Genomic DNA, 18113 nt, shown 5'->3' on the forward strand with positions numbered 1-18113 from the left:
GACCCCTGATATTTCATTAATATCAGCACCTGCTGATTTTCTTCCAACGTCATCACTATTCGTTATCGATATTTAGTGTTTCATAATAAATAACAGCAATCATTGCAGTTAACCAACTTAAATAAGGCTGTACTTTATGAGTTATATCATATTAAATAAATGTGATTATTTCAGCCATGGATTAAAAAGCGTTATCAATGAAGCAGGCGGTAAAAAAAAGGATATTCATCTGCTGGATAATCTTCCTAACTGCGCACGACTATTACAGCAAGGCTCCACGCAAATAGCGTTTATTTGCGAATCCGTTTACAACACGGAAAACGACAGGGAAGAGATAAAAAAACTGATTGCAATGAATCCGGAAACCCTGTTTATTATCTTTATGCGGGTGGTTCATTCATCATTTGAAGATTACATTTACATCAAGCCGAACGTGGTGATTATGGCGCAGAACGTGTCAATCAGCACAGTAAAAAATCTGGTTTCAAACAACAGGTTAAAGCAGGCCACTCAACCTGTTGGACTCTACCCGGCTGATGAAACACCGCTGTCGTTCAGCAAACGCGAGTCTGAAATACTTAATCTCTGGATGAAAGAAAGAAGCTCGGTAGAGATTTCTGAACATATTAACATCAAGCTGAAGACCGTACTTTCTCATAAAAACAATCTGAAGAAGAAAAGTAAATCAAAGCGGACTAAAGTGCTGTTCCAGATAATCAATCTGGCCAAAAGCCTGACTCACGTACCGCATTTGAGTTAGTCGTTTGTTGGTGGGAAGATTGCGCCAACACCAGGGTGTTTTATATAGCAAGTAGCAGGATATGACAGGCGGATATTTTATGTCCGCCTGTCATATTATTAAGCTATGGTGACTTTTTTATCCAGATAGACATCCTGAACGGAATTAATAAGCGCCACGCCGTCTTTCATTGATTTCTTGAATGCTTTACGGCCAAGAATCAGCCCCATTCCTCCGGCACGCTTATTAATCACGGCAGTACGTACGGATTCCGCAATATCGGTATCCCCCGCTGCTGCACCGCCGGAGTTAATCAATCCTGCTCGTCCCATATAGCAGTTAGCCAGCTGATAACGCACCAGATCGATGGGGTTATCGGTGGTCAGCTTGCTATAAACCCGCTCATCGGTGTGACCGAAGTTCACCGCCTTGTAGCCGCCGTTATTTTCCGCCATTTTCTGCTTAACGATATCTGCACCGATGGTCGCCGCCAGATGGTTTGCCTGACCGGTGAGATCCGCACTGGCATGATAATCCACACCGTCTTTTTTGAAGTCGTTGTTGCGCAGATAGGCCCACAGCACCGTGACCAGCCCCAGTTCATGCGCGCGCTCAAACGCTACCGAGATCTCTTCGATCTGACGGCGCGACTGCTCGGAACCGAAATAGATGGTTGCCCCGACGGCAACGGCCCCCAGGTTAAAAGCCTGCTCAACGCTGGCATACAGGGTTTGATCGTACTGGGTAGGATAACTGAGGGTTTCGTTATGGTTCAGCTTGACCATAAACGGAATGCGGTGCGCATAGCGGCGGGAAACGGAAGCCAGCACGCCATAGGTGGAGGCGACGCAGTTACAGCCCGCTTCAATCGCCAGCTCGACGATATTCTTCGGGTCGAAGTACAGCGGGTTTGCGGCAAAAGAGGCGCCGGCGGAGTGCTCAACGCCCTGGTCAACCGGCAGGATAGAGAGGTAACCTGTCCCGGCTAAACGCCCGGTGTTATACAGGGTTTGCATATTGCGTAAAACCGCCGGGGGACGGTTATTATCAACCATCACCCGGTCTACCCAATCCGATCCCGGAAGATAGAGGCTGTCTGCTGGAATAGTCATGCAGCGATGTTGCAAAAGAGAATCTGCTTCTTTGCCCAATAACTGTACGATGTCCGTCATGATAACTCCTGTCAAAGGTAGGGAGGGCCACGACCCGCCAACGGTCAAATGGCCCGCTGTTCAGAAATGCGACTGATTTCTGACCTCAACAGGGTGAACCTAAACGGTTATCCAGGCAAATTGCTGACTGGATTTTTCAGACTAATGCGCACAAAAGCGCGTTTGCCCCTGCATTCATTACCACCATTGGTGGAAGTGATGCACCGGACCAATCCCCTGCCCGACTTCCAGCGAATCCGCCTGCTCCAGTGCGCGCTGCAGCCAGGTCTTCGCCGCCTGCACGGTTGCCACCCAGTTATCGTGGCGCGGTCGCAGTGCGGCCAGCGCCGCAGAGAGCGTGCAGCCGGTGCCGTGGGTGTGGCGGGTATTCACACGCGGCGCGGTAAAACGCTGCTCCAGCTCGCGGGTGAACAACCAGTCCGGGCTTTCCGACTCGCTGAGGTGGCCGCCCTTCATCAGCACCGCCTGGCAGCCCATCGCCAGCAGTTCCCTGCCCTGCTCGCGCATCTCCTGCTCGTTGCTCGCCATCGGGCAGTCCAGCAGCGCTGCGGCCTCCGGCAGATTCGGCGTGATAATCGATACCTGCGGCAGCAGGCGTTCGCGCAGCGTGGCAACCGCCCGTTGAGAGAGCAGCGGATCGCCGCTTTTTGCCAGCATCACCGTATCCAGCACAACCCACGGTGTGGTGGCTGCCTGCAAACGCCCGGCCACCACTTCCACAATGTCGGATTCCGCCAGCATACCGATTTTGATCGCATCGATGCGTACATCCGACAGCACTGAATCCAGCTGCGCACCAACGAAATCCGGCTCAATACGATAAACCGACTGCACGCCCCGGGTATTCTGCGCAACCAGCGCGGTGATCACGCTGGTGCCGTAAGCGCCCAGCGCCGAGAACGCTTTCAGATCTGCCTGGATACCCGCTCCGCCGCTGGGATCGGTACCGGCAATGGTCAGTGCATTAATCCGCTTCATGCCAGTTCCTCCGGGGTCAACAGATAGAGCGCATCCAGGAAGGCAGGGATAAAGCTCCCCGGTCCTGATGCGATCGCGGCGGCACGCTCGCCGGCCAGTGATACCACGCGGCAGGCGCTGGCAACGTGGATCAGGCGATCGCCGGGCAGCGAGGCAAAACCCGCCACCACCGCCGACAGCGCACAGCCTGTACCGACTACGCGCGTCATCAACGGTGAACCGCCGCTGACACTGAGAGTCCGCTGACCGTCAGTAACAAAGTCCACTTCTCCGGTGACCGCCACAACCGCCCCGCTCTGTAAAGCGAGCTTCTGTGCGGCCTGAATCGCGGCATCGGACTGATGCCGGGAATCGACGCCGCGCCCTGAAACGGCTTCCTGCGCCAGCGCCTTAATCTCTGAGGCATTACCGCGGATGGCGGCAGGTTGATGATTCAGTAGCTGATGGCAGAATTCGGTACGGAAGGCTAACGCCCCAACTGCCACCGGGTCCAGTGACCAGCTGCGCCCTGCACGGTTTGCAGACTCCACCGCCGCCAGCATTGCCGCGCTGCGCGAGCGGGTGAGCGTACCGACATTGACCAGCAGCGCGCTAGCTACCGCACTAAACTGCGCAGCCTCTTCGGCATCAATCACCATCGCCGGGGATGCACCCAGCGCCAGCAGAACGTTGGCCGTAAAGGTCTGTACTACATCATTGGTCATGCAGTGAATAAGGGGGGATTGCTGGCGGAACAGCGCCAGAGAGTGCGCCACATCGTGGTGGCTGAGGGGAATGGGTTGGCTCATCTATACTCCCAACCGGCGATCAAGAAGGCGATGCCGGTTGGAGGCATCTGACTTCCCTCCGCTGGCATTATCCAGTTCAGGTTATGCGGGTTTTTCTCAGCCTTGTCCTGGGAAAACAGGATGGGCACCCCGAGTCATTAAGTAAACACATTGCGAAGCAATAACCTAAAGAATACAAAAAACACATAAAAGGATCAAACCATACCTCACAAGCTTCTTAATAACATTAGCTCAGAGTAATTAATTGAAAAAAACTCGTCAGTTTCAGAAAGAGGGGAGAAATCTTTTCCTGCATCCTTTCTAAAAACAAGTCCGTAATCAAAAGCATTTAACCCTGCATATTCAAATGCCTCAATTAACTCTTGAGCAATAAATCCAAAGTGAATAACCTTATCAGCATCCGTTTTATAAAAAAATTGTTTTGGGCTGACGGATTTAGCAACTTCAATTACTTTTGAATTTATTTCTCGAACATCCGACTTCAATCTTGAGTCAGATAACTGTGTAACACTTTTAGCAACTAAATCACCAGAAACATACAGATCACTTTTTGATACCGAAACTCTACCCGCATCTAAAATTAAATTGCCGTTGGCCTTAAGGCCACCATTACTTTGTGATATATTCAAAAAACCATCTTTAGTAAAGTCGAATAATTTTTCGGATATATCTTCAGGATGATTCGAATTGGAATAGGCAAGAGAGAATGAGGATGCATCATCTACATATGTACTCCAAACCTCACCTGAATTATTAATGGATGAATAATACCCAATAGTAGACGAACCAATTGATTTAAAATCATTAAATGCACAATTCAAAAACCTAAAGCTTCGCTCTTTATATGCAGCGTCATCACAGTTAATAATGCACTTCCAGTTCGCTTTATCAAGGGTATTCTTGTATGGAGTCACAAAAAAAGAAGAATCTATGAATATATTATTACATGAATTGACGACATGAATTACAGACTCATCAGAATTTGAATCATACAAATACACCTTATAATCATAGTAGAAATAGCAGGATCGGAAATCTATGCGTGTGCAATTATTAACGTTAACGGTTCTTTTTACTGAGTCTCTTTTCCCTTTACCATTAGAGACAAAATTAACACCAGTAAAACTACAAAATGCTGTGTTTGTTAAATCAACACTCAAAACGCCCCGAGTATTTGTTTCAAAATGTCCGCCAAACCAATGAATACTATGATGAGGAGTTTTAATACTCTTGGCAACCGACTTAAACATTACAGTGTTCTCGGAATAAGCAGTTTCGAGAACAATATTTAGAAACGTCAACTGATTAGTAGAGTCGCTGTTATGAGGTAGGATCTCAATCATAGTTGGTTGAATGTCACCAGACGGCCGCGCACCAATAATATGAATAGATTGAAATGTGCTATCAAAAAGCTGTCCGATGATGAAACTTTTTGTTGCATTGCTCATTACTATATTACGAAAAGTAGAATGTGAACACGGTGTAAATGCGTTTTCATCACCTAATTTTATAAATTGTACATTCTCAGTTTCTAAGTGACGTGTAAATGCAATATCCTCTATGCATACTCTTAATCCAGTGAAGAAAAAAAGTGGCAATCCCGAAATTGCAGATGCTAATGTTGTCCCTGTCTTACCATCACCACTTATTTTCAACGTAGTAGCAAATGTTGTACTACCATCTTTGGCTCGGTTTGCACATTCAATCGGTGTTTTGTGCATATAATATCCACCAGGATATCTTAGCGAAATAGTCTGAAAACGAACTTCGCTCCCGTAAACTCTACGATATTCGGTACAATATTCAATTGCGGCTCTAGTTGCAGGTGACCAATCCCACAAAGACGGGTCATCGCCCGGACGATCTGTTACAAAATCCGCAAACTCCCAAATATTTACTACGCTTCCATCTAAGGCAACACCAACATTACCACTATCACTTTTTGAAACTTTTCTTTTCCATCCTAAAAGCTGAGCCCCGTTGCTTGAAGAAATATCATGAATCACCTCATCTTTAACAAGACCAACTGTTTTATTGTTTAAATCAGTTTCGTTGACATGACTACGATCAAGAGAATTTTCTTGTGGAGATTTTATTTCAGCCGCAGAATTTTTTTCACTATAAAACAGGGATAACAAAGAAGATGGAATAGCAAAACCTAATAACTTCCTACGTGAAATTGACATCTGCATTCACCTTTTATTCCGTAAATCATATCAACGAACTCAATTATATCGGTAAAAATTAATTCTTATAAAAATCACGATACCAATCTATAAATTTACCCACCCCTTCCTCAACAGTCGTCTCTGGTTTGAAATCAATAAGTTCATATAAATCATTCGTATCTGAAAAAGTATCTAATACATCACCTTGCTGCAATGGCATATAATTTTTCTTCGCATCAATCCCTAATTTAAACTCAATTTGCGATATATATGACATTAGCGAAACAGGCTTTCCATTACCAATATTATAGACTCGATAAGGTGCTGAACTTTGAGCAGGACTTCCATTTTCAACAGTCCAACCATCATCTCTAACAGGAGGTATATCTTTAAGCCTAATAATAGACTCTACGATATCATCAATATAAGTAAAATCACGACTCATATTTCCATTGTTATAAATGTCAATTTCGTTACCTTCTATAATCGCTTTTGTGAATTTGAAAAGCGCCATGTCAGGGCGACCATAGGGTCCATATACAGTAAAAAATCTTAATCCTGTAGTTGGAATATCAAAAAGATGTGAGTATGTATGCGACATCAACTCATTAGATTTTTTAGTAGCTGCATATAATGAAACAGGATGGTCGACGGAATCATTTGTTGAGAATGGAAGTTTTCTATTTAACCCGTAGACAGAACTAGAGGAAGCATACAGCAGATGTTCGACCTTAGAAATTTTACACCCTTCTAATATATTCAAATGCCCAACAATATTAGAATTTATGTAAGCATATGGATTTTCGATGGAATAACGAACTCCTGCCTGAGCACCAAGATGAATGACAGCCTTAAATTGAGAAGTAGAAAAGACATTTAATACTGCATCTTTATTTGCCAAATCTATGAACTCAAAGCTAAAACCATCAAATGATTTAAGTATCTCCAACCTAGCTTCTTTTAATGAAACATCATAATAATCATTAATATTATCCAGACCTACAACTTCAAAACCGTCCGAAAGGAGTCGATTACAAACATGGAATCCAATAAAACCAGCCGCACCAGTAACTAAGTATTTCATATTTCACCATACGTTTAAATTTAAATTTAAAGTTTAAAATCAATATGCTGCTTTGTTAACAAAACCTTTGAAAAAGGTGAGAAATATTATTTTCATATCTAACCATATACTCCATCCTCGAATATAAAGAAGATCATAATCAACTCGTTTCTGCATCTTATCCAAGGTATCAGTCTCTCCACGAAAACCATTAATCTGGGCCAATCCCGTAATTCCAGGTTTTACTTTGTGACGGAGCATGTAACCTTCAATTAGTGAGCGATACTGCTCATTATGCGCTACCGCATGAGGCCGTGGTCCAACAACAGACATTTGACCAAATAGAACATTAAAAAACTGTGGCAACTCATCTAGAGAAGTATTACGCAAAAATTTCCCTAGCTTTGTTACACGAGGATCATTTTGTTTTGCCTGAGTAACTGTAGTACCATTCTCCATTACCGACATAGTTCGAAATTTCCAAACCATAATCGGTTTTCCATCCATACCATAACGAATCTGACGAAATATAATTGGCCCCGGAGAACTTAATTTAACAGCGCACGCAATTACAATTAATGGCAGGGAGATGAAAAGTAAAATAATAGAAGAAAAAATTATATCCTCAAGACGTTTGAATACCATATTAATACCATTTAATGGAGTATCAAAAAGAGGAACTACAGGCACACCATTTATTTCTTCCGTTCGCGACTGAAGAATATTAAAAGTAAAGACATCTGGAATTAATAAAACAGAACATGTTGTATCTGTTAGCTTTCTGACTATATCTTTTATTTTTGCTTCATCTTTCATGCTCATCGCGATATAAATACGATCAAGTTTTCCTTCACGAGCATCTTCGATTAATTTTTCAAAGTCACCAGCATAATTAATATTAGTTATTCCATCCAGCGGTTTGTCATCGTAAACCCCTACGACTATAAACCCCATCCATGGTTCATCGATAAAACTGCTAATCAAATTTATTCCGGCAGGCATTGTACCAACAACTGCGACTCGACGGGTATTATAGCCCATTTTGCGCAGCATTCCTGACCCGATTCTAATTCCCATGCGGCATAAGAAAAAACCTGCAACAACGACCAGATACCACTGAATAAAGATTTTAAAGCTCAAATCGAAGTCACTTATAATGGAGCTTATCCCTAATGTTAGCAGTAAACTAACAGTCCAGTTTTTAGAAATCAAAAGTAGTTCGGCCGATGCCTTAACACCTCGCCAAGATCTATAAAAATCTGTCATACCACCAATCATTTGGAATACAACCAAAACCATTAGTGAAATTAAAGTATACTTGTAGTCAAACCCTCTACCATTGAAAAAAGCAACAACATAAAGCCCAAAAAATATTATTGAGATATCCGAAAAACGTTGCACCATTGAAATTAACGATGCATTAGCATTAGAACGAGTACGATGATGTAGAATTGTCATTCTAGTTTCACTCTTGTTAGCTGTAGGTCAACAACCTGAAGTGAGGGTACGAATTTTATTCCTGCTATGCGAAAATCAGTATTACTTAACTGAAAATTGTACATGCATAATAAGTGACTTATTATTCTGGAATTTAAAAGTACATTTAATACAAAGTGGCCATAAAGATGGCCACTTACATAATGTAACTATGCTCGAAGAATATTTAAAATCTCTTCTGTTTTTAAATTCATCAATTCAGTGTTTGCACGTGACTCAACATTCAAACGTACTACAGGCTCAGTGTTGGAACTACGGAGATTGAAGCGCCAGTCGGCATACTCAACGCTGATTCCATCTGTGTAATCCACATTGATGGCATCATGCTGATATTTTTCGAGAACGCGGGCGATTGCTTCTTTCGGGGCAGATAACGAACTATTGATTTCGCCGGATGCAGGATAAGCAGCCATACGATCGCCAACGAGTTCGCTGAGGGTTTTGCCTTTAACACACAGCAGTTCGGCAACCAGCAACCATGGGATCATACCGCTGTCGCAGTAAGCGAAATCACGGAAGTAGTGGTGCGCACTCATTTCACCGCCGTACACGGCATCTTCCAGGCGCATACGCTCTTTGATGAACGCGTGGCCGGTTTTGGACATCACAGGTACGCCACCCGCTTTTTCTACAATGTCTACCGTATTCCAGCTAAGGCGAGGATCGTGAATGATGCGCGATCCCGGGTTTTTCTCCAGGAATGCCGCAGCCAGCAGGCCAACAATGTAGTAACCTTCAATAAAGTTACCCTGGTTATCAAACAGGAAGCAGCGGTCGAAGTCACCGTCGAAGGCGATACCCATATCTGCCTGATGAGCAACAACGGCATCCGTTGTGTCCTGGCGGCATTCTGGCAGCAGCGGGTTAGGAATACCGTTAGGGAAGTTACCGTCAGGGGTATGGTGAACCTTAATAAACTCTACATTAACCCCAGCCTGCTTAAAGCGGGCTTCAACAGCATCAACTACGTGCCCCGCAGCACCGTTACCGGAGTTCAGAACCAGCTTCAGTGGGCGATTAAAGTTGTTTAAGTCAACGTAGCTAAGCAGCTTGTCTACATAGGCATCCAGAATCGAAAGCTGCTTGTATGAACCGCGCTTGCTTTCATCAACGGCATCAAAATCGTTTGCTTCAGCGAGTTTTTGAATATCCCGCAGGCCGGTATCACCGCTGATTGGCTTGGATTCTTCACGCACCAGCTTCATGCCGTTATAGTCTAACGGGTTATGGCTGGCAGTGACTTCAATGCCACCATCAACTTTCAGGTATGAGGTTGCGAAATAGATTTCTTCAGTACCGGTCAGGCCGATATCAATTACGTCAGTACCGGCATCCTGTAGGCCTTTTGCCAAAGCCAGCTTAAGGCCTTCACTCGTCAGGCGTACATCGCCGCCCAGGACCATTTGTTTTGGCTTCAGGTATTCACCGTAAGCACGGCCAATGCGATAGGCAATATCCTCATTAAGCTCTGCGCCTAATTTTCCACGGATATCGTAGGCTTTAAAACACGTTAATTCACCAGACATATTTTTTCCCTAAAGTTAGCAATGGCCGTAATGGTCTTTTAATCGAATAATATCGTCTTCACCCAGGTAAGAACCGGAAGAAATTTCCAGCAGTTCCAGTGGGATTTTTCCCGGGTTTTCCAGCATGTGGACTGAACCGATAGGGATGAAAGTGGACTGGTTTTCAGTCAGCAGATAGGTTTTCCCTTCAAGGGTCACTTCCGCAGTTCCTGACAGCACAACCCAGTGTTCCGCACGGTGTAGATGCTTCTGCAGGGAGAACTTGCCACCAGGCTTAACCGTTACGCGGTTAATCTGATAGCGCGGCGCATCAACTACTTTGTCGTGACGTCCCCATGGACGATACGATTCGCGGTGCACCCGGTATTCACGACGGTCATTTGACTTAAGGAACTCAACAACTTTCTTAACGTCCTGAACCTGTGATTTATCGATCACTAACACGGCATCTTTGGTGTTTACAATCACCAGATTCTCAACACCAATTGCTGCTACCAAGGTGTCGTCGGTGTTGATATAGCAGTTAGTGGTTTTATGAGTAAAGATATCGCCAGTCAGGGCGTTACCATTATCATCGCGCTCATTAACTTCCCAAAGGGCTGACCATGAACCAACGTCATTCCAACCTGCATCCAGTGGGATAACAACTGCATCGGTTGTTTTTTCCATCACCGCGTAGTCAACGGATTCATCCGGACAGGCAGAGAAGGCTTCAAGATCTACGCGAATGAAGTCCTGGACCGAATCAATCTTCACATCAGCCATTGCCAGTTGGCATGCTGCAAGGATATCCGGCCTGAATTCACCCAATTCTTCAAGATAACGCTTCGCACTAAACAGGAACATTCCGCTGTTCCAGTAGTATTCACCACTGGCAAGGTACTCGGTAGCAGTTGGTAGATCCGGTTTCTCGACAAAGCGTTTTACGTTAAACGCGGATTCACCAAAGGAATCGCCGCGCTGAATATAGCCATAACCTGTCTCTGGGCCTGTAGCTACTATACCAAAGGTAACCAGCTTACCCTGTTTTGCCAGAGGCGTTGCTTTAAGGATGGCCTGATGGAAAGCATCCTTGTTTTCGATGACGTGATCTGCAGCCAGAACAAGTAAAAGTGGATCTTCATCTTTAGCAGTAGCACTCAAAGCAGCAAGTGCAATAGCGGGTGCAGTATTGCGCCCTACTGGCTCAAGAATAATATTGTTAGACAACTGGTTGATTTGACGTAATTGTTCAGCAGCCAAAAAGCGGTGTTGTTCATTACAAATCAGCAGTGGTTCCGATACATTTAAACCATCTAGACGAGTGACTGTATCTTGTAGCATTGATTGCTCGCCATTTAAGCGCAGGAATTGCTTTGGAAAAAGCTCTCTGGACATTGGCCACAAACGGCTACCTGTACCACCCGCCATAATGACTGGAAGGATCATTGGTATTTCTCCCTTAATTGAGATAACGCAAATTTAATTTCAATTGAGCAAATAACATACTTATTTATTTTTGGATAATACGAGCAGGATTACCGACAACAATACAATTATCAGGTACATCTTTAAGAACAACCGTCGATGCACCAATAGTTACATTACTACCAATACATACACCACCAGCAATTACACTATTAGCAAAGATTGTCACATTATCTCCTATTTTAGGGTATAATCCATCATCCTTATTTTTTGACCCAATGGTTACACATTGATATATTCGGCAGTCATAACCTAAACTTACACCCTTTCCTATTACTACTCCAATCGGATGCGGAAATTGTACTCTTCGCTCCTTTAACTTCCTCAATCCGATTGTTAGATCGCAATACAATGCAACCCTACCGTCATTAAATGCACCAATACAGTATAAAAATTTAAAAATCTTTATAAATGTATTCCAAAAACCATATACGAAATATTTTGTAATTCTTAAAGCTGTCACTTTTTTAAGCTTTTCTTTAATAGTCAAAATCCATACCCCATGCCTGATCTAGTCTTAAAATTCACTTATCCAATCTTAGTTCTTTATATATTTGCTTGATACTGGGCAATCCGAATGTAACTAATGTTTTGAATTGAAAGACAAAACAATCCCTCGTTTTTGGAGAGAATGAATTTGCAATCCACGCTGCAATGATCTGGCTAAAAAGAGACGAGTAAGCTGCGCCAATAATCCCAAATTTTGGAATTAATATTATATTAAGAGCGATATTTATTATTAAACCATATATAGCCCTATAAATCCTCAGGTAACTAATATTTCGAATGATCAATATATTTGAGCTAACAAAACCAAGTGCAGATATGACATTAGCGATTACAATTATGTTTGCAACTTGAATTGACTCATGGTATCTAACACCGAAAAATGTACCGATGACCAATGGCAACATTACTATTACCATTAATGCAGAAACCACAGTGACTAGATGAGTAATGTTAAAATATTTCTGTATTGAAGATGACGATGGGTCTTTAGATACCATAGGAAAAAAAGATGCTGCAATAGCCATTGGAATAAACATATAAGCATCTGAAATTCTAACGGCAACGCTGAACTTAGCAACATCTTCAATACTAAGATATTTAGCTATCATAAATTGATCAATCCGCGTATATATCATTACAATAATCGTTGAAACTAATACTGGATATGATTGGTTAATTAGTTTTTTCAAAACATTAAATTCAAAAAGACTTACCTTCAATAAAAGCCCATTCTTCTTGGAGACGAAATAAATAAATAGAAATGAAAAAAGATAATCCAAACTAAATGAAAGTGCGTAATAAACAATTCCTAATTCATAGTATATTATTGCAAGTTTGATTATCGATGATATTACTAAGGCAGCAATACTAGTTTTTGTAATAACTATTGATTTAGATACCGCTTGGTAATATGAGTAATAAATCGTTTGAGTTTGGAATATTATACTAAGTGATGAAGCCATAAACACCAGTTTATAAATAAAACCATAACTCATAAAAATCATTACTAAACAAAACAACGAAATCGCGAAAATAGAAATTGCTAATCTAAAAATCATCGCGGTGGAAAAATACTCATTAATCCTCTGAGAAGAGGAGAAATCCTTTATTAAAACATTATCAAAACCAAAAGCAACAATACCAATTATTAGAGTAACTACCGTTTGTGATAACGAAAAAATTCCAAAATCATAAACTGAGAGTTTTTGCGAAACCAAGGAAAAAAACAGAAAAACAACTGAAAGCCTAATCACTTTCTCTAGTAAAACCCATAAAGAGTTTGTCAAATATTGTTTCATTTATTTCCAACCCTGCTTATTTACTTGTTTTCAATTCTTTATTTTTTTCAGTAGAAAATATTTTCATATTTCTTCATTATATTATTGTTTATTTCTTCATCAAAACCTACATTAGTAAGCATCAGCGCTGTTTCTATTGATTTTTCTAATTCATGATTTTCAATATTACAAATCACCCCATTTCTTTCATTTATGATTTCACTGATACCCCCAGGATAATTATTTGAGACAACTGGAGTTCCGCATGCAATGGCTTCAATAACAACATTTGGATATCCTTCCCAACGAGAACTAGATATAAATATATCGGCCTTCTTCATAAAAGCATAGGGATTATCTGTTGATTTAATAAATGAAATGCAATTCAATAACCCTCTATCTTCAGCTAATTTCCTTAAGCTGTCATTTTCTTCACCATCTCCGATAATAGTAAGGTGATATTTATTTTCAGAAAAATTAGCTAAGGCATTTATTAGAAGGTCAAATCCTTTTTGATATGTCAAACGACCAATAGTCAAGAGGTTTATTGTCCCATCCTTAAATACATATTCTATCGACTGCTCACTTAGCGATCGAATTTTAGAAATATCAAGAGGGTTGTTAATTTTTGTTATTCTATTCTTAGGAATATTAAACTTCTCAGACAGATCTTCATACATTTCATTGCTTTGTACAACGATGACATCGTAGTTTCTATAGCAGTACTTATATAGTGATTTAATTAGAATATTCTTTTCAAAAAAAGTTGGTAGATTTGATTCCCGAGCTATTTTTTTTACATTTTTACCCAGTAGGAATAAAAAAGGTGAAAGTGCTGCATTAGACACACCATCACTAATCAAAAAAGAATCAATTTTTTCATCTTTGAAATAACGCCTCAGTTTAAAAACAAATGAAAACAAAGATGTTCTAACTCTTCCTTTTATATTTAAATAATTAACTATGACATCAGAACTCAAGCTATTTAAAAGAGAATTATTTTCAGGAATGTCTTTATATAGTAATAAATGAAGTTCAAACTTATTTCTATCAAGGTTATTCAAAAGGTTGAAAATTACACGTTCCGCACCAGAACGGCCTAAAAATGGAATAATTAATGCTATTTTTTTTTTCATAAAACCCCAACCAAATCTCACTTGGCATCAAATAATTGGATAAATAGAAAATTGAGATACAATTCCTTTTCTACCGTTTATAAACTCTCAATATTTCGCAGAAGATTACTTTTGACAATTGTCTCAGAAAAATTTTTCCTTACATGTTCAGTTCCATTACTTGCGATGGAACCGATGTCGTAAGTACCATTTTGAAGTGAGACTATGCTATGAGCACAATGATCATCATCTATATAATCAATGTAGTTATAACCAGCCTTGAGTCCAATACCCTCTGCTCCTATATCATTAGTTATAACTAACAAACCATAGCTCATAGCCTCAATAACTTTAACTTTAATACCGGAGCCAAATGGTATAGGCGCAATCAAGCAACTTGAACTTAAATAAGCATCATCAATATTTTCGACCATACCATGTAAATGAATGTTAGCTACATTCTTACAAAGTTCTAAAGCTCTCTGATCATAATCTCCATAGACATCTATTTCAGCACCACTTTGTAATACATCTTTTCTGCTGAAGAGATCTTTTATATTTTTTAGTGTCGCAAGGTTATGGTTAGCTTTTAAATTCCCCACGAATGAAAATTTCATACCTTCAGAGCTAACTTTGCTATCTTCATTACAAGAAAAATCAGGTATGGCTGGAGGATTTGCAAATACAATATTTGATGAAACTTTTTCTGAAAAGTTATTAGCCTCTAAAGGAGAGGTAAATGACAAAAGAGAGAATCTTTTTGATAAATATATTTCCCTCTTATCCATTAATTTATTTTCTTTTGCCAGAATATATTTCCCAAAAGGTTTGATGATTTTCACAACTGCCGATGGATATTTATCAGAATATGTACCTAAAAGATCAATATTATTAGAAAAATTATCGTACATTCTTTTATATCTTAAACTTAATAAGTCATCGTATTCTAGAATTTTACCACATGAAATATCTTCGGCTAACGATGACATTCTTACCATATCAACTAATATTACTGACTTCTTATTTTTCTCGAAAATATTTAAAATTTTATTTTTTGCAAAATTCGAATAAAAAAGTCTTTCTTGAAGAGATAGGTTCGTCTTGAATATCAGATTAAATGCTATTTCAAACAATGATGGTTTTTTTATTTGATGATATGTAACATTCTTATCAATCCTGATTGATGTTTCAGCCCCCAAATAAACGAAATCTACAGTGTAGCCTGCTTCATCAAAGAACTTAAGATTTTGTTTAATCATATATTCTCTTCCTGCATAAGAAGAGGGATATCTAGATGCTATATAAATAATATTTTTCATAAAATTTTCAAGAATTCCTTAGTTACATTGACAGAATTGAATTTGATAGTATTACTCACACCGAGAGCGATGCTTTTTTCTCTATCTATCGGCTGTAACTCATCCAAGGTTATTATTTTTTCCGCCCACTCCGTTGGATTATTTATTTCATCAACAAAGACCACTTCATTATTCAAAATTTCCAGGTGCGCTGCGATTTTTGATGCCAGAATTAGACATTCTCTTTTTTGAGCTTCAATCACAGTCCGACCAAAACCCTCATATCGAGATGGGGCAACATAAATATCACTGGCAGAATACACATAATTTATTAAATCACTGGATGCATCGCCAAGAAAGGCGTAATTAACTTCATTCTCATCGCATTTCGAAATGAATTTATTTTTATTATTTTCATCTATCGCAAAACCTACTTTAACCAATAAAAAATTATCTTTCTTAGACTTTAATTTTAAAGAGTTAAATACATCTACTAAGATTAGTACATTTTTCCGATCTTCGAAACTCCCGATGTTTGATACAATAGTGAAACCATTTCTTTTGTAGCTTTCTATTTTATCTACAAAATTCTTTTCTAATTTATTTAAATTATTATTTAAACCTACTGCTATTTCTTCATCTGTTGATTCGATTATATTGTATACAACATGAACATTTAGTTCTGATACACCGTACTGATAAATTAACTTATTTTTAGTGAACTCAGAAGGCGTAATATAAACTATATTTTTGTTCTTTTTGGGCAGGATTGAAAACAGAAACTTTAAATAAAATCCTTTCTTGGAACGATCATTTTCTTCCGGAACATGATGTATAACAGTGATTGTTTTTTTATTACTGAACAACCTAAAAATGACAAGAAAGATAAACGCTTCTTGATAAATTATTAGCTCATTATTTTTTTCAAAGAAAATAATTTTTAATGGCAGTGTGAAAAACTGCCAAAAATACCGTAAAATTGAGTTAGGTCTACCATTATCTTTGAAAGATATTATTTTTATCGATTTTTCAGAGATCTTCCTCATCCCATCAATTAATTCTAAGCTGTATTTAGCAATCCCGGTATTGAATCTACTTTCTGGTCCTAAAATCCAAGAAATCATCACCCCTCTCCTAGGCAGATACATTGAATGTAATCATTTTTAACTATCATGGAATCAATTACAGATGCTGACTAATTTTCAAAATCATCTATGGTTGAATTATCTGCTCTAGATATATTTTTATTAAACAACATGCCGATTAATATCCCTGCAAACGGTGCATAAAAGACAGATTCAAAAAGATTATAGCTTAAGCCACCACTGAAAATACAGAATGAAAACAAATAGTATTTCTTTTTGAATTTCGGTAATGCGAAGGAAATGGTTGCGAATTTAAATAATATAACACCTACAAATAAAACACTGATCATTCCGGAAATTACAAAGAAATACACAAGCATATTATCTGCTGGATTATATTTTCCTAACGAAAACATGGACGGCATGCCTATGCTGCCAAAGCCATTCCCAAATACAATAGATAAATTATCTTGTAATAATTTTATTGCATCAGGCCATGTTTGAAACATACGAATCTCAAAACTATTTGTGCTGTCAAATTTTGTATACGTTGCTGATGGAATCATATATACATAAGTAAAAATAACCATCCCAATCAGAAATAAACGACTCACTGCCACAGTTAGAAAAGAAGGTGACAAGAAAAGAATAATTAATAAAAAATACGTAACAAGAGTGGTTTTTGTAGTGGTTAAATAAATTGGATATATAAAAACGAGAAGTGTTAGAAAAGAAAAAACAAATTTTTTCTTTTCTAACAATGAATAAGAAATAAAGAAAGAACAAATCATCAATAACGTTGCTGCATCAAATGATGCAATTGTAAATCCAGGATTACGTAGAATCCCTCCTGTAGTCCAGTCACGAGAAAGGACTTTTTCATATCCTCCTACATTAAGTTTAGCACCTACCCACGGGGCACCAAAAAAACTAACGTATAAGACCCCTAGATAACATGTCACTCCGAGAAAAAGAAAATATTTGTTACTTTTTAAAAAAACTTTCTCACTAAGAACATCAGAGTATGCTAAGGAAAATAAAAAAGGAATCAATACATATACGCCAAAAATTGACTGAAATAATCCATTTTTCACGATACCTACCAAAATATATATGGTAAGTAGTAATGTGACCAATAGTACTTCTCGCCGCGCAATAAATGACCTTGCCCATCTTATAACTAAAAAAAGAAACATTAAGGCGGCTCCAACATAGTTTACCATTGGAGAAACTAAACCTAGCGGGCCATAAAATGCCTTAACAGAAATAAAGATAAAGAACACTGGAAGAATACATTTTTCAATATTTATTCTCATCTGATTTCCAAGTATTAAACAATCCATCCCTTAATAATTTGCATTAAACAATTATCAAGTATTTGAATTTAGAACACATACCCACCGTTATTGGGCATGTGTTCTAACGACAAA

The 18113-nt window shown here is 39.5% G+C and carries 15 protein-coding genes and 1 riboswitch; of the genes, 1 reads left to right on the plus strand and 14 read right to left on the minus strand.

The window, feature by feature from the left end; all coding sequences use genetic code 11:
• The first annotated feature begins 136 nt into the window (after window positions 1-136).
• The gene (locus tag JOE09_RS13930; protein WP_205066192.1) at window positions 137-760 is read left to right on the plus strand and encodes a LuxR C-terminal-related transcriptional regulator; all 624 of its coding nucleotides are present in this window, start codon (window positions 137-139) and stop codon (window positions 758-760) included.
• Between the two features lie 98 nt (window positions 761-858).
• Here JOE09_RS13930 and fbaB read toward each other — a convergent pair whose 3' ends face one another.
• The 14 genes from fbaB to JOE09_RS14000 all read right to left on the minus strand — a co-directional run bounded on the left by fbaB (window position 859) and on the right by JOE09_RS14000 (window position 17999).
• Window positions 859-1911 (minus strand): class I fructose-bisphosphate aldolase, encoded by a 1053-nt coding sequence (gene fbaB, locus JOE09_RS13935; RefSeq protein ID WP_205066193.1) that lies wholly within the window; start codon window positions 1909-1911, stop codon window positions 859-861.
• 177 nt (window positions 1912-2088) lie between these two features.
• Entirely contained in the window at window positions 2089-2889 is an 801-nt protein-coding gene (gene thiD, locus JOE09_RS13940) for a bifunctional hydroxymethylpyrimidine kinase/phosphomethylpyrimidine kinase (RefSeq protein WP_205066194.1), read from the minus strand.
• Window positions 2886-3677 carry a hydroxyethylthiazole kinase gene (thiM, locus tag JOE09_RS13945; RefSeq protein ID WP_205066195.1) on the minus strand — a complete coding sequence of 264 codons (792 nt, stop codon included), beginning with the start codon at window positions 3675-3677 and terminating at the stop codon, window positions 2886-2888. Before thiM ends, thiD begins: the two co-directional genes overlap by 4 nt.
• 36 nt (window positions 3678-3713) lie before the next feature.
• A riboswitch (TPP riboswitch) is annotated at window positions 3714-3819 on the minus strand.
• Between the two features lie 64 nt (window positions 3820-3883).
• Entirely contained in the window at window positions 3884-5863 is a 1980-nt protein-coding gene (locus tag JOE09_RS13950; RefSeq protein WP_205066196.1) for a tail fiber domain-containing protein, read from the minus strand.
• A 58-nt stretch (window positions 5864-5921) separates the two neighbouring features.
• The gene (locus JOE09_RS13955) at window positions 5922-6929 is read right to left on the minus strand and encodes an NAD-dependent epimerase (RefSeq protein WP_205066197.1); all 1008 of its coding nucleotides are present in this window, start codon (window positions 6927-6929) and stop codon (window positions 5922-5924) included.
• 39 nt (window positions 6930-6968) lie between these two features.
• On the minus strand, window positions 6969-8366 hold the full coding sequence (gene wcaJ, locus JOE09_RS13960) for an undecaprenyl-phosphate glucose phosphotransferase (protein ID WP_205066198.1): 1398 nt from the start codon (window positions 8364-8366) through the stop codon (window positions 6969-6971).
• 188 nt (window positions 8367-8554) lie between these two features.
• On the minus strand, window positions 8555-9931 hold the full coding sequence (cpsG, locus tag JOE09_RS13965; RefSeq protein WP_205066199.1) for a phosphomannomutase CpsG: 1377 nt from the start codon (window positions 9929-9931) through the stop codon (window positions 8555-8557).
• Window positions 9932-9946: 15 nt separating this feature from the next.
• On the minus strand, window positions 9947-11359 hold the full coding sequence (locus JOE09_RS13970; protein ID WP_205066200.1) for a mannose-1-phosphate guanylyltransferase/mannose-6-phosphate isomerase: 1413 nt from the start codon (window positions 11357-11359) through the stop codon (window positions 9947-9949).
• A gap of 64 nt (window positions 11360-11423) precedes the next feature.
• The gene (locus tag JOE09_RS13975) at window positions 11424-11888 is read right to left on the minus strand and encodes a serine O-acetyltransferase (RefSeq protein ID WP_205066201.1); all 465 of its coding nucleotides are present in this window, start codon (window positions 11886-11888) and stop codon (window positions 11424-11426) included.
• Window positions 11889-11922: 34 nt separating this feature from the next.
• The gene (locus tag JOE09_RS13980; RefSeq protein WP_205066202.1) at window positions 11923-13206 is read right to left on the minus strand and encodes a flippase; all 1284 of its coding nucleotides are present in this window, start codon (window positions 13204-13206) and stop codon (window positions 11923-11925) included.
• A 47-nt stretch (window positions 13207-13253) separates the two neighbouring features.
• Window positions 13254-14321, minus strand: coding sequence for a glycosyltransferase (locus JOE09_RS13985; protein WP_239553093.1), 1068 nt, complete (start codon window positions 14319-14321; stop codon window positions 13254-13256).
• A gap of 77 nt (window positions 14322-14398) precedes the next feature.
• Window positions 14399-15619, minus strand: coding sequence for a glycosyltransferase family 4 protein (locus tag JOE09_RS13990; RefSeq protein WP_205066203.1), 1221 nt, complete (start codon window positions 15617-15619; stop codon window positions 14399-14401).
• Window positions 15616-16722 carry a glycosyltransferase gene (locus JOE09_RS13995; protein ID WP_205066204.1) on the minus strand — a complete coding sequence of 369 codons (1107 nt, stop codon included), beginning with the start codon at window positions 16720-16722 and terminating at the stop codon, window positions 15616-15618. Before JOE09_RS13995 ends, JOE09_RS13990 begins: the two co-directional genes overlap by 4 nt.
• A gap of 71 nt (window positions 16723-16793) precedes the next feature.
• Window positions 16794-17999, minus strand: coding sequence for a hypothetical protein (locus JOE09_RS14000; protein WP_205066205.1), 1206 nt, complete (start codon window positions 17997-17999; stop codon window positions 16794-16796).
• Between the last annotated feature and the right edge of the window lie 114 nt (window positions 18000-18113).

This window comes from Pantoea coffeiphila (assembly GCF_016909495.1).
GTDB lineage: Bacteria > Pseudomonadota > Gammaproteobacteria > Enterobacterales > Enterobacteriaceae > Erwinia > Erwinia coffeiphila.

What these genes read in the sequence shown, in the direction of transcription:
- JOE09_RS13930 (WP_205066192.1), top strand. Translation starts at nt 137, where the DNA reads ATGAGTTATATCATATTAAATAAATGTGATTATTTCAGCCATGGATTA.
- fbaB (WP_205066193.1), bottom strand. Translation starts at nt 1,911, where the DNA reads ATGACGGACATCGTACAGTTATTGGGCAAAGAAGCAGATTCTCTTTTG.
- thiD (WP_205066194.1), bottom strand. Translation starts at nt 2,889, where the DNA reads ATGAAGCGGATTAATGCACTGACCATTGCCGGTACCGATCCCAGCGGC.
- thiM (WP_205066195.1), bottom strand. Translation starts at nt 3,677, where the DNA reads ATGAGCCAACCCATTCCCCTCAGCCACCACGATGTGGCGCACTCTCTG.
- JOE09_RS13950 (WP_205066196.1), bottom strand. Translation starts at nt 5,863, where the DNA reads ATGTCAATTTCACGTAGGAAGTTATTAGGTTTTGCTATTCCATCTTCT.
- JOE09_RS13955 (WP_205066197.1), bottom strand. Translation starts at nt 6,929, where the DNA reads ATGAAATACTTAGTTACTGGTGCGGCTGGTTTTATTGGATTCCATGTT.
- wcaJ (WP_205066198.1), bottom strand. Translation starts at nt 8,366, where the DNA reads ATGACAATTCTACATCATCGTACTCGTTCTAATGCTAATGCATCGTTA.
- cpsG (WP_205066199.1), bottom strand. Translation starts at nt 9,931, where the DNA reads ATGTCTGGTGAATTAACGTGTTTTAAAGCCTACGATATCCGTGGAAAA.
- JOE09_RS13970 (WP_205066200.1), bottom strand. Translation starts at nt 11,359, where the DNA reads ATGATCCTTCCAGTCATTATGGCGGGTGGTACAGGTAGCCGTTTGTGG.
- JOE09_RS13980 (WP_205066202.1), bottom strand. Translation starts at nt 13,206, where the DNA reads ATGAAACAATATTTGACAAACTCTTTATGGGTTTTACTAGAGAAAGTG.
- JOE09_RS13985 (WP_239553093.1), bottom strand. Translation starts at nt 14,321, where the DNA reads ATGAAAAAAAAAATAGCATTAATTATTCCATTTTTAGGCCGTTCTGGT.
- JOE09_RS13990 (WP_205066203.1), bottom strand. Translation starts at nt 15,619, where the DNA reads ATGAAAAATATTATTTATATAGCATCTAGATATCCCTCTTCTTATGCA.
- JOE09_RS13995 (WP_205066204.1), bottom strand. Translation starts at nt 16,722, where the DNA reads ATGATTTCTTGGATTTTAGGACCAGAAAGTAGATTCAATACCGGGATT.
- JOE09_RS14000 (WP_205066205.1), bottom strand. Translation starts at nt 17,999, where the DNA reads ATGAGAATAAATATTGAAAAATGTATTCTTCCAGTGTTCTTTATCTTT.